Annotated in this window: 12 protein-coding genes; 6 read left to right on the forward strand and 6 right to left on the reverse strand. The window is 39.0% G+C overall.

Features of this window, described 5'->3' with window-relative positions; genetic code table 11:
* Positions 1-187: 187 nt before the first annotated feature.
* Entirely contained in the window at positions 188-1,630 is a 1,443-nt protein-coding gene (gene rsmF / locus C1E24_RS03050; RefSeq protein ID WP_138478912.1) for a 16S rRNA (cytosine(1407)-C(5))-methyltransferase RsmF, read from the reverse strand.
* 172 nt (positions 1,631-1,802) lie between these two features.
* Here rsmF and C1E24_RS03055 point away from each other — a divergent pair, with 172 nt between their 5' ends.
* The 4 genes from C1E24_RS03055 to C1E24_RS03070 are packed head-to-tail and all read left to right on the forward strand — an operon-like array spanning position 1,803 to position 7,253.
* On the forward strand, positions 1,803-3,818 hold the full coding sequence (locus tag C1E24_RS03055; protein WP_206078120.1) for a DUF1800 domain-containing protein: 2,016 nt from the start codon (positions 1,803-1,805) through the stop codon (positions 3,816-3,818).
* A 9-nt stretch (positions 3,819-3,827) separates the two neighbouring features.
* The gene (locus C1E24_RS03060; RefSeq protein ID WP_138478622.1) at positions 3,828-5,162 is read left to right on the forward strand and encodes a DUF1501 domain-containing protein; all 1,335 of its coding nucleotides are present in this window, start codon (positions 3,828-3,830) and stop codon (positions 5,160-5,162) included.
* A gap of 27 nt (positions 5,163-5,189) precedes the next feature.
* Positions 5,190-6,311, forward strand: a complete 1,122-nt coding sequence (locus C1E24_RS03065) for a M24 family metallopeptidase (protein WP_346765665.1) — start codon at positions 5,190-5,192, stop codon at positions 6,309-6,311.
* A 9-nt stretch (positions 6,312-6,320) separates the two neighbouring features.
* Positions 6,321-7,253, forward strand: coding sequence for an ornithine cyclodeaminase family protein (locus C1E24_RS03070; protein ID WP_138478623.1), 933 nt, complete (start codon positions 6,321-6,323; stop codon positions 7,251-7,253).
* Positions 7,254-7,768: 515 nt separating this feature from the next.
* Here C1E24_RS03070 and fur read toward each other — a convergent pair.
* The 5 genes from fur to C1E24_RS03095 all read right to left on the reverse strand — a co-directional run bounded on the left by fur (position 7,769) and on the right by C1E24_RS03095 (position 10,203).
* Positions 7,769-8,212, reverse strand: a complete 444-nt coding sequence (gene fur, locus C1E24_RS03075) for a ferric iron uptake transcriptional regulator (protein ID WP_138478625.1) — start codon at positions 8,210-8,212, stop codon at positions 7,769-7,771.
* 102 nt (positions 8,213-8,314) lie between these two features.
* The gene (gene fldA, locus C1E24_RS03080) at positions 8,315-8,842 is read right to left on the reverse strand and encodes a flavodoxin FldA (RefSeq protein ID WP_058029914.1); all 528 of its coding nucleotides are present in this window, start codon (positions 8,840-8,842) and stop codon (positions 8,315-8,317) included.
* Between the two features lie 14 nt (positions 8,843-8,856).
* Positions 8,857-9,135: a LexA regulated protein gene (gene ybfE, locus C1E24_RS03085; RefSeq protein ID WP_058029913.1), complete on the reverse strand. Its 279-nt coding sequence runs from the start codon at positions 9,133-9,135 to the stop codon at positions 8,857-8,859.
* 2 nt (positions 9,136-9,137) lie between these two features.
* Positions 9,138-9,359: a DUF2788 domain-containing protein gene (locus C1E24_RS03090; RefSeq protein WP_058029912.1), complete on the reverse strand. Its 222-nt coding sequence runs from the start codon at positions 9,357-9,359 to the stop codon at positions 9,138-9,140.
* Positions 9,360-9,444: 85 nt separating this feature from the next.
* Complete coding sequence (locus C1E24_RS03095; protein WP_138478627.1) at positions 9,445-10,203, reverse strand: alpha/beta fold hydrolase; 759 nt, start codon at positions 10,201-10,203, stop codon at positions 9,445-9,447.
* A gap of 126 nt (positions 10,204-10,329) precedes the next feature.
* Between C1E24_RS03095 and seqA the strand changes: the two genes are divergently transcribed.
* Positions 10,330-10,872 carry a replication initiation negative regulator SeqA gene (gene seqA, locus C1E24_RS03100; RefSeq protein WP_138478629.1) on the forward strand — a complete coding sequence of 181 codons (543 nt, stop codon included), beginning with the start codon at positions 10,330-10,332 and terminating at the stop codon, positions 10,870-10,872.
* Positions 10,873-10,881: 9 nt separating this feature from the next.
* Positions 10,882-12,519, forward strand: a complete 1,638-nt coding sequence (pgm, locus tag C1E24_RS03105) for a phosphoglucomutase (alpha-D-glucose-1,6-bisphosphate-dependent) (RefSeq protein ID WP_138478631.1) — start codon at positions 10,882-10,884, stop codon at positions 12,517-12,519.
* The last annotated feature ends 26 nt before the right edge of the window (positions 12,520-12,545 follow it).

Here is a 12,545-nt window from a genome sequence, read left to right on the forward strand (position 1 = left end):
GGGACGGCTCATTTGAGCCAATGCGTTAACTTAAAACACCTTTCTAACAATCAGGGAGAAGTAAGAAAGTAATTTAATTGTAGTTAACTCTTAACAAAAACTACAAATAAACAACACAAAATAAACTCTATAACTATCAGTGGTATATATCCTTATAAGAATTTAGTCTAAAAACTTAATTCGACTGTTAGCGCGACCATTCAATAACTCTATTATTCATAACCAAATCTCTAGGTAATGAGTTTTTAATTTTATTTTTCTGCCATTTCCCCAAGCCTATTGGTGCGCCACAAAGGGTTAAAATTACCTCTCCACTGTGATTAGAGACTGTTTCAAGTCGAATATCTTTGCCTTGATAATAATCTGCAGCTTGTGATTGGGTAAGCGCATAGGTGTTATTTTTTGCATGTTTCCCAAGTGCTGTTGCAAATTCATGTTCAAGCCGTACGCCATTTTTATGGGTTGTGCCTAACTTGATCCCGATACGAGAATATTTGATCTTGTTTTCTATGTCAGAGAATTGTTCAGGAAAAAGCCAGAGCTCCTTGTCTCGAACTGTCAGCTCCCCCGGTAGTGATTTAATACCAAATTGCTTTTTTATTGCTGACATGAAGGTTTGTGCTAACTTTTTATCAGCCGATGAGAATGGGAAAGCGCCTTTTTTGGTCTTTAAATTCGGGTTTTCAACCGAGTTTAATTTTTTGAATTTAGCGATGAAAAAGCCTTCACTGTCAAAAATCTGCGGCCATACATGCAAATAGCCTTCTGAAGTACAGGCTTTGTCTGCGTTTTCAAAAAGTGTATTTAATGGCTCGATTTCAACATAGTCGCCAAATTGCTCAAGCAGATACAGGCAAACAGCTTGGTTTTCAACAGGCGTGAGTGTACAGGTTGAGTAAATTAAAGAGCCACCGGGTTTCAGAGCAAAGAATGCGCTCTTGATAAGTTGTTTTTGTACATTGGCAATATCAATATTTGACTCAACAGACCAATTTTTTAAAGCATCAGCGTCTTTTCTGACTGTGCCTTCACCAGAACAAGGCGCATCAAGCTGAATGTTATCGAAACACTCAAACATATAATCGCCAAAGACAGCACCGTCAAAATGAGACAGAGCACAGTTATGCACGCCCATACGCTTCATATTGGCTGCAAGTACTTTTAGTCGTGAAGATGAAAGCTCGTTTGCAACCAGAATTCCTTTGTTATTCATCATTGCGGCTATTTGCGATGTTTTTGACCCGGGGGCAGCAGCCATATCTAGGACTATGTCGTCTTGTTTTAAACTTGATTCAAGAGCCATAGGTGGCAACATTGAGCTGGCCTCTTGAACATAAATACCACCACTCAAATGAATATCCGTACTGCCCAGAGGAAGTGCCTCTTCCTCTTCAGCACTTCGCTCAAGCCAAAAACCTGTGTCACACCAAGGTACAGCTTCAATTATCCAATTATTCGCTGAGCAATACTGCTTAAATTCAGTGACTGTCATCTTCAATGTATTCACTCTGACTGAGCGTCTAAGCGGTTTTTGACAATACTCAATGAAAGATTCAATACTTAAGCTGTTAGGCAAATAGGTTTTTACATCGTCGATGAAATTCTGTGGAATGTGGGTAGATTTATTCAATGTATTCTCTAGCAAATTTGCTTTTGACATGATTTTATCATTTAAAGGATAAATTTCTTTCAAATAAAAAAGATGTTTAGTGTAAAAATCTAAATTTACTCAAATATTCGTATTTCAACATTTTCTAGTTAGTACTAAAGTTTATTAATTGTTCGAATCGGAATAATTACACATGTTCGCTAGGTACGTTTATATAATATTGATAGCCTCCTTGATAACAGGGTGTGGCGGAGGAACTGAGGCAGAAGAACAAGTTCCTGAACCTATAATATCTGATTCTGATAATGGAGGTGGCTCAGGTTCTGATGGGGATGGAGAGGGTTCCGGTGACGACTCTGGTGGTTCGAACAATGATTCAGGCAATGACAGCAGCGATGAAGTCAAAGCACCTGTTATTGCCATAAAATTAGATTCAAATACATTCAAACAAGGTGAAATAGTTAAAGTTAACGTCGAGGTATCAGAGCAAGGCACACAACAAGTTAGCTTTGTATGGGAACAATTATCAGGACCTGAAATCGCACTGACAACGACTGATTCGTTAGAGTTTACTGCTTCTAACAATTCCACAGCTCTAGATGAAAAGTATCATTTCTTAGTGACAGTGACCAATTCAGCTGGTCTTTCCACACAACAAGAAGTTAGATTTTCAGTATTGAAGAATATGAATGATGCACAAGCTTCAAGACTTCTCCATCAAGCAAGCCTTGGACCAACTTACAATGAAATTCTGGCAGTTGCAGGTAAAAGTTACGAACAATGGCTTGATGAGCAGTTTAACCTCCCGATTACGTATCACAGTCCACTCATTGAGAGTTTCCCAGACCGAGATGAGCCAAATCAAATTAACCGTATTGATGCTTGGTGGAAAGCAAGTTTGAACGCAGAAGATCAGCTAAGACAGCGTGTTGCTTTTGCCCTGAGTGAAATCTTTGTTGTATCAGATCTAAATACATCACTCAGTGGTGAGCCAGAAGGCATGGCTGCTTATTATGACATTTTACTTCAACACGCTTTCGGAAATTATAGAGACTTATTAGAGCAGGTCACCTTATCACCAGTAATGGGCGTATACCTAAGCCATCTAGGAAATGAAAAAGCGGATCCTGAGCGGAATATTCGCCCTGATGAGAATTATGCACGTGAAGTTATGCAGTTGTTCACTATAGGTCTTAACGAACTAAATTTAAATGGTACGAATAAGCAAGATGAGAATGGCGAAATCATACCAACATACGGTCAAACTGAAATTGAAGGGTTTGCAAAAGTGTTTACTGGTTGGACATTTGCGTATAGCGCAAGATGGAGCCGACCAAGTCGAAACTATACTTTGCCAATGCAAGCTTTTGAAGACTATCACTCAAGTGCTGAAAAAACATTACTAAATGGTGAGGTTATTCCAGCAAATACGAGCGCGGAACAAAGCCTAGAAATTGCGTTAGATAATTTGTTTAATCACGATAATGTCGCACCATTTATCTCAAAGCAACTAATACAAAGACTGATCACTTCAAACCCAAGTCCTGGCTACGTTGAGCGAGTCGCTATGGTATTCAATGATAATGGTGAAGGAATAAGGGGAGATTTAGCAGCCACAGTGAAAGCGATTTATTTAGATAATGAAGCAAGAGGTCTAGGAACTCCACTCGCGTACTTTGGAAAAATAAAGGAACCTTTACTTAAAACCGTTCAGTTCTGGCGTGTTTTTAACGCTAAGACCCTTAACAACCGTTATTACACTTGGAATTTGCCTTCGACTTATGGTCAAGGCCCTTTGCAATCACCATCGGTATTCAATTTTTTTAGACCAGATTATCAACCAGGCGAATTAGCCGATACTGAACTTGTTGCCCCCGAACTGCAAATCGCGAATGACGCAGCATTAGTTGGTATTATTAACACGCACTATGCAGATCTCGTTTGGCGTGTGGCTGAGCGTCATAATGAGTTAAATGAAAACAGTCTTTATTTATATATGCAAGAAGACCACGACTTAATCAATATGAATGGGCTGAGTGCAGTCTTAGATAAGTACGATTTGCTGTTTTTCGCCGGTAATATGTCACAAGAAATGAGACAAGCGTTAATTGATATGGATGAGTTTTTTGCAAGCCGCGACAGCTATCAACGTATTTCGAATATTGTTTATTTAATTTCAATTTCACCTGAATTTACCTTGCAGCAGTAGGAGACAGACATGAATAGAAGAAAGTTTTTATCTTATTGTATGAAAGGTGGTGTATCGGTAGCCGCATTAACTCAATTGCAACTGCAGGCTTTTCAAGGATCTTTGTCTTACAACTTTGACGATCACAAAGCGCTTGTCTGTGTGTTTCTATTTGGTGGTAACGATTCACTAAATATGTTGGTACCGTTAGAGGGCGAACAGCGGACTTTATATGAAGCAAGTCGGCAAAACTTAGCGGTGACAGATGCACTCCAGCTATCTCCCGTTACTGAATTTGCTGGTGGAGTAGGTCTTCATCCTGCTATGGGCTCAATAAAAAATATTTTTGATAATAAAAATTTAGCTTTTATATCCGGTGTAGGCAGCTTGATTGTGCCAACTAGCAAAGCAGACTATCAAAATGAAAGTGTGCCTCTTCCTAAGCATTTATTTTCTCATAACGACCAGCAAGCTACATGGATGCATGGAAGAGAAAAAGTATCGTTAAATAGCGGCTGGGGCGCAAGACTATTAGAGCGATTAGAGCAAGGTGGTTCATTCGTAAACAACATTTCATTATCGGGCACTAACCCTTGGCAGACCAGTGTTAATCTAACGCCATTTTCATTACACAGAAGTGGTGTCAGTAAAATAAATCCAATCAATGGCACTGGAAATCGTGCTTCGCATGTCAAAAGCTTAATGAATAGGGTACTTGCCCAGTCAACCCATCCACTAGCAAGTGCTTATGGTATAAAAATGCAAAATGCCATCACTAATACCGAAGCAATGAACAGTGCCATTGAATCGAGCGTCGATCTAAGTAACTATTTTTCTGATAGCAGTTTGTCACAACAGCTGCATACTGTGGCTAAATCAATATCAGTAAGAGAAACACTCAATGCAAAAAGGCAAATTTACTTTGTGAGTATGGGAGGCTTTGATACACATGATAATCAGCTTACTACTCATCCTGCATTGTTAGGCGCTTTATCTCAGTCTTTGTCAGAGTTCAATACTGCGATGTCATCTCTTAATGCAAACGATGATGTCACTTTATTTACGATGAGTGACTTTGGCCGCACTTTAACGTCGAATGGTGACGGTACTGATCATGGTTGGGCGGGAAATCAAATCATTATGGGCGGCGCGGTAAATGGCGGAGAAATTTATGGTTCACTGATGACGCAACACCTAGACGGCCCGAATGATACGCGAGGGGGGCGTTTGATCCCACAAGTTGCGAATGAGCAATACTTTGCGTCTTTGGCGCAGTGGTTTGGTTTAGATAACACAGAGTTGGTTGATATCTTTCCAAACTTAACTAATTTTAACTCGCATACCTTGCCATTTATGCGAAGTTAACAAAAGAATATTGTATACAATTGTTGTTTGAGTTATGTTATTGCCATTATTGGTGGTGGTTTAACTCAAATGCAGACACGATATCTTCAACGTCAGCAACGTTTATTAGTAGCTTTACAAGAGAAAGGCGTAAAAAACTTGTTGGTGTTTAATTATGAAAACATCTTATACCTAACAGGCTACAGTGGTAACGCAGCTTACCTCATCGTTTCAACACAAGGTCTATGGCTGATCACTGATTACCGATATTTCGAGCGGGCAAAATTAGAAAGCAATGGTTGTGAAATTATTTGCAGAGACAGAGATTCAGAATCATTGGGCGCGTGTATCAAGCGTTTATTACCTCGCGAAAAGACGGGATTTGAAAGCCAAGCCGTCAATTATGGCGTGTGGTTATCCATTGCGAATGAATTAGCCTCATATGACGTTTCATCACTCGATGGCTGCATCGAAAAACTCAGGATGGTTAAAGACGAGTTCGAAGTTGCTTCAATTAAAAAAGCAGCAGCTATTGCAGATTTGGCCCTAGCAGATTTGCTCACACAAGTTTCAACAGGGGTGACTGAATTAGATTTGGCTACTGAGCTTGACTACAAAATGAAAAAGCTTGGCTCTGATGGGGTAAGCTTCGACACCATTTTATTGTTTGCTGAGCGAAGTGCATTACCCCATGGAAAGCCTGGAGAAAGAAAGCTTAATTATGGTGACTTATTATTGATTGATTTTGGTGCTGTGGTAAATGGCTATCGTTCAGATATGACGCGTACTTATGTTTATGGCGAGCCAAACCCACGTCAACAAGCTATGTATGAGGCTGTTTTGGCATCTCAAAGCAAATCTTTAGAGAGTCTTAAAGCTGGGGTCGATTGTCAGCATCTTAATCAGGTTTCATTAGATGTTTTAGCTCAAGCTGGTTTTTTAGAGTATTCAGGCAAAGGACTAGGGCATGGTGTTGGCTTGGCATTACATGAAGTGCCTTTCATAAATCCAAATACAGATTATCGGTTAGAAGCAGGCAATATTATTACTATTGAGCCCGGTGTATATATAACTGACGTTGGTGGTATTCGAATTGAAGATGATGTACTCGTAACCAATGATGGTTTTGAGTTTATAACCCATGCACCAAAATCGTTTGTGATTAATTAAGGAAAAGAAATGAAAATAGTTTCCGAACAACAAGTACATGCTAGTTTAAGTTTCAACAAGGCCATCGACGCATTAAAAAAAGGCTTTTCAAGACCTGCAGGCACACCGACCAGGCAAGTGTTTGAATTATCAGAGTTTGAAGAGAACCATGATGCTTTTGCCGTTTTACCTGCGTGGAATGAAGAAGTTATCGGCGTTAAATCTTTTACTTATTTTCCTTCAAATGCAGAGCATGGCTATAAAAGCTTATATTCAAAAATTATGTTGTTTGACCGCTGTCACGGTGAGCCATTGGCATTGGTAGATGGGACGAGTGTGACACTTTGGCGAACGGCAGCAGTGTCCGCGCTAGCAAGTCAATACCTATCAAGACAAGATAGTGCCCATTTGGTGTACTTTGGGTCAGGGAACTTGTCACATTACATGATTGAAGCACATATGAGTGTACGTGATATTAAAAAAGTGACTATCATTGCCAGAAACACAGACAAAGCAGAAAGTCTGCGAGCGTTACTCGCTGAAAAGTATTCACAAGTAGAATTCTTAATTGGCGAGTCAAATCAAGCAACGATTAGTTCGGCTGATATCATCAGTTGTGGAACGGGGGCGCATGATCCTTTGTTTGATGGTAATTGGGTATCAGATGGCGCGCATATCGACTTAATTGGCAATCACCATAAAAAGTTTAGAGAGTGTGACTCCGTTTGTGTTGTTCGTTCAAAAGTCTTTGTCGATAGTAAAAAGAACGTGCTTAATGAAGCAGGGGAGATACTCATTCCTATTTCAGAAGGCGTTTTTTCGGAGCAGCAGATCATCGCTGAGCTTAGTGAAATGCATCAATTTGATACATTAAGAGCTAAAACTGATATTACCTTATTTAAATCAGTTGGTACTGCGCTAAGCGACCTTATAACAGCGCATTTGGTGTATAAGACACAGTGATGATCTGGTTAAGTATACTCGTTTCCTCGTTATTTTTTACCGCTACATTTATTATGTTTCAAAGCAAAAAGAAACTATTAAACAAGCGGATATGGCGACAGGTGCAAGTTGATAACTTGGTTAAAGTAAAACAGCATAAAGCCGGGCCATTAGAAATGTTAGGGGAGTCGAGTCTTTTAGTTGAATTTACTTTTAATGAAATTAGTTATTGCTGTCAAACTGCCTTTAGGCCCGATTTATATGCATCATTTAAAGCGCAACAGGCTACTTTTATTCTAATTGATCCTGAAAATCCCAAACAGTGTTATTACAATGCTTGTCAGCAAACGAGATATGTAAAGTTGTGGGTGAGTCTTTCACTTTGTCTTTGTGCTTGTCTAATTCTAATTGCTGTATTCAAACATACTTAGAAGTTAGTGTTTGAAGATAGGTAAGTAGGTATTAAGTAGGTATATAGGAAGGGCTTATATTTACATTAGAGCAATAAAAAGCCGACTTACGTCGGCTTTTCAAATTTAGCTATTTTCTTCAGCGTATTTTCTACACGCTTCTGCATCTTCACATTCACCGTAAAGATATAAAGAGTGGTTAGTCAATTTTATACCATTTTGAGTCGCAATCTCAACCTGACGGGTTTCGATAACTTCATCTTCAAATTCAACAACCTTGCCACACTTCAAGCATACTAGGTGATCGTGGTGAGTGCTGCCCGCTAATTCAAAGACAGATTTACCACCTTCAAAGTGGTGGCGAGTAACAATGCCTGCATCATCAAACTGGTTTAAAACTCGATAAACTGTTGCAAGGCCAATTTCTTCGCCTTTATCTAATAAAATTTTATAAACGTCTTCAGCGCTGATATGTTGATTATCAGGAGACTGCAAGATTTCTAAAATTTTAATTCGTGGCAAAGTAACTTTTAACCCTGCTTTCTTCAACTCTAAGTTATGATCAGTCATTATCTGTCTCAGTAATTTTATTAATTCTATTTTACTCTAGCAATGAGCACGACTTCATTACTAAAGGTAACGTGCATTGACTATAAGTGCAAAACTTATTGATTAGTCAACAAGTTCACTTAGGCACATTTCATCAAATACTTGTGCACACCATGCTTTAACACGTTGCTCTGTTAACTCTGGTTGACGGTCTTCATCAATACCCAAGCCAACAAAGTGATTATCATCAGCCATCGCTTTAGAGGCTTCGAAGTCATAGCCTTCTGTAGACCAGTGACCTACAACAATAGCACCTCGCTCAGTAACGATATCGTTGATCATGCCCATTGCATCAAGGAAATACTCAGCATAATCTTCTTGGTCACCACAACCGAAAATAGCAACTAGCTTGCCTTCGAAATCAACTTCTTCAAGCTCAGGGAAGAAATCATCCCAATCACACTGTGCTTCACCGTAATACCAAGTTGGAATACCAAACAGGATTAAATCAAACTCAGCAATTTCTTCTTTACTACTTTTAGCGATGTCTTTTACATCAACAAGCTTTTTACCAAGCTCTTTTTGAATCATCTTAGCAACGTGTTCAGTGTTACCAGTATCGCTACCGAAAAAAATACCTACGCTTGCCATGTAATACTTACCTTCTATCTATTATTCGCTAATTTCTCTTGCAAAATGGTTTCTATCAGTGCGCTTCTACTGATATTTTGCGCTTGTGCCATATCACTTAGAGCTTGGTAAAGCTCAGAGGATACTTTGAACTCAATACGCTTTAACCCTCTTGCCTTATCACGTTTGATCTGGTTCCGCTTATTAACTTTTAACTGCACTTCACGTGGAAGCGGGTTAGTTTTAGGACGACCAGGACGTTTTTCATTTTCAAAAAGATCGATTGTTGTACGATCTGTTTCTGACTTGGCCATGTTTATCCTACGCCAGCGCCTTGCCAAAATGCTTGTATAAGCCCTTTCGCAATAAAACCTGAACAGCCTAGAAACAATACGAGCCAAACAATATATCGACCAAATTTAGGCACATCACCTTTTTTTAAAACATCGTTGATTGCCATTCCGATAAAGAAAAAGATGCCTGCTAAACCGAAATACAGTCCCATAGTTTCAAACTGTTGAATATACTGATTGGCCATACTTGCTCTAACTAATATTTAAACGGCGGCTACTATACCATAACCGAGTATCATAATTTAATAGTGTGAGTGAAAAACTCGCTAATTATTGAAGAAAATCAATAATTGACCGATTTACGGCTTGTGGTTTTTCAGCATGCAGCCAATGACCAGCGCCATGGATGACTTTTGCTTTCGACTTTGGAAATAATGAGACGATTGCTTCTCTATGTTCTGGCAATATGTAGTCCGAATTATTCCCCTTAATAAATAAGGTATCACATTGGCAAGAATGAGTCTCATTAATATTTGAAATGATCTTTGAATAGTTTTCAACAATGGTATTTAAGTTGAATTTCCAAGCGTAACCGTTTTCAAACTTAGACAAGCTTTTTAATAAAAATTGTCTAACCCCCATCTCATCTATAAATTCTTTCATTATTGCGTCAGCTTCACTTCGCGAGCTGACACCTTGTTTCTGAACAGATTGCAGGGCATTAATAATTGAATTATGGCGAGGGTGGTAATCAACAGGTGCAATATCAAGTACCACTAGTTTATTAACACGTGCTTCATCAAGCATGGCTAATTGCATTGCAACTTTACCACCCATAGAATGGCCGATTATATGCGCATTTTCTATATTCAATTCATCAAGCAAATTGAGCACATCTCGAGCCATAGCAGGGTAACTTACTTCATCTTCATGAAAAGATACACCATGATTTCTTAAATCTATATTAATGACAGTGTAATGTTCGCTAAGGGCTTTTGCGATAACGTTAAGGTTCTCTAATGAGCCGAATAGGCCATGCATGATCACGACAACGGGACCAGCTCCTGTTTGCTTGAAATTTAATAGCATTTTGCACTCCGATAAATTATGAGGTAATTTTGCCAGTGTATTGGTGAAATGCAAAGGCATAGTGTCTTGGCTCATTTCATTATATAATCAGCTCGATGCACCAAAATCAGTAATGACAGGAAAAGCATGAAAAAAATAGAAATAGATGACGAGCTTTATCAATATATCGCCAGTAATACGCAAAGCATTGGTGAAAGTGCCTCAGACATTCTGCGTCGTTTATTAAAGTTATCACCCAACACATCTTCAGAAGTTGATGATGTTGTATTAGAAGAAGAACCACAGCAAGAGACAGTTGAAGAACAAAGCGTCACAAAAGTGACCACTAAAACTGCTAATGTTTTTAATATTCTTAATAAAGAAGAGCTCGCTATGCAAAAAGGTGTAGTAGGCCGATTTTTATTTATTTTAAGTGCATTACACCGCACCCATAAAGACAGCTTTGATTCAGTATTAGAAATCAAAGGCCGTGATAGAATTTATTTTGCAAAAAGTAAAGAAGCTTTATTAGAAAGTGGCAGCAGTATGAACCCTAAAAATATTGCAGACAGTGAATATTGGGTCATGACCAATTCTAATACCACTCGTAAGAAAATGATGTTACATGAGGTTGCCCTAGGTTTAGGGTACAAAGAAGCTGACGCTGAAACTATTAGAGATTACCTATAAGGACGTTTTATGTCTATCCATCCAGGTGCTGGCAAACCAGCAAAACACGACACATTAGTGAACATACCAAAACTTGTCTCGGCATATTATTTAAATGAACCAGATTTAGAACAAAACCCTGAGCAATGTGTTGCTTTTGGCACATCAGGCCACCGTGGATGTTCGTTAAATGTTAAGTTTAACGAGTCTCATATTCTAGCGATTACACAAGCTATTTGTGATTATCGTAAAGAAAATAATATCTTTGGTCCGTTATTTTTAGGCAAAGACACACATGCGTTATCTGAAGCGGCTTTTAACTCAGCCATAGAAGTGTTAGTAGCGAATGAAGTCCAAGTCATTACACAAGAAAATGATGACTATACACCAACACCTGTGATCAGCCATTCGGTTGTGTGTTACAACAAAGCGCATCCACACGAATTAAGTGATGGTATTGTTGTTACGCCTTCGCACAATCCACCTGAAGATGGTGGTTTCAAATATAACCCGCCAAATGGTGGCCCAGCTGATACTGATATTACAAAGTGGATCGAAGACAGAGCCAATCAGTTATTGCTTGAAGATTTAGTCGAAGTTGAGTTATTTCCTTTCGCGAAGGCTAAGCAATCTGGCTTCATTAAGTACGAAGATTTAATCACACCTTATGTTGAAGATTTAATCAATATTGTTGATCTAGACGCTATTGCAAAAGCAGGTGTAAAAATTGGTATCGATCCTCTGGGTGGTTCTGGTATTAATTTCTGGCCTGTAATTAAAGAAAAGTATGGCCTTGATTTAACCGTTGTAAATCCTGAAGTTGACCCGCGTTTTGCATTTATGCCTTTAGATAAAGATGGCAAGATCCGCATGGATTGTTCGTCACCTTATGCGATGGCAAACTTAATTGCGTTAAAAGATGACTTCGATATTGGTATCGGTAACGATCCAGATTATGACCGCCATGGCATAGTAACCAAAGATGGTTTAATGAACCCAAATCATTTCTTAGCGGTTGCAATTGATTATTTGCTGACTCATCGTGATTGGGCGAAAGACATTAAAGTGGGTAAAACACTCGTGTCTTCGGCGATGATCGACAAAGTGGTTAAATCATTAGATAAAGAAGTGTTTGAAGTACCTGTTGGTTTCAAATGGTTTGTAAAAGGTCTAAGTGAGCAGTGGCTCGCATTCGGTGGCGAAGAAAGTGCAGGCGCGTCATTCTTACGTCGTGATGGAAGTGTTTGGAATACCGATAAGGATGGCTTTATTTTAGGTCTACTTGCAGCAGAAATTTTAGCTGTAACCGGTAAAACACCATCTGAACGTTACAAAGAGCTTGAAGCAGAATTTGGTGCGCCTCTTTACAAACGTATTGATGCCCCCGCTAATGCAGCGCAAAAAGCAAAATTAAAAGCGCTTAGTGCTGCAGATGTGACTGCAGATACACTAGCAGGTGACAAGATTGTTGAAAAGCTCACTGAAGCACCAGGTAACAAAGCTGGAATTGGTGGCTTAAAAGTCGTAACTGAGTCAGGCTGGTTTGCTGCTCGTCCATCAGGCACTGAAGATATTTACAAAATTTACCTTGAATCTTTCAAAGGTGAAGAACATTTAGCGTTACTAGAACAAGAGGCCAAAGCGCTTGTTGATTCTGTAATCAGCTAAACAATTTATTCTATAAAAGCCATGCT

The sequence above is a fragment of the Pseudoalteromonas phenolica genome, from assembly GCF_005876835.1.
Taxonomy (GTDB): Bacteria; Pseudomonadota; Gammaproteobacteria; order Enterobacterales; family Alteromonadaceae; genus Pseudoalteromonas; species Pseudoalteromonas phenolica_B.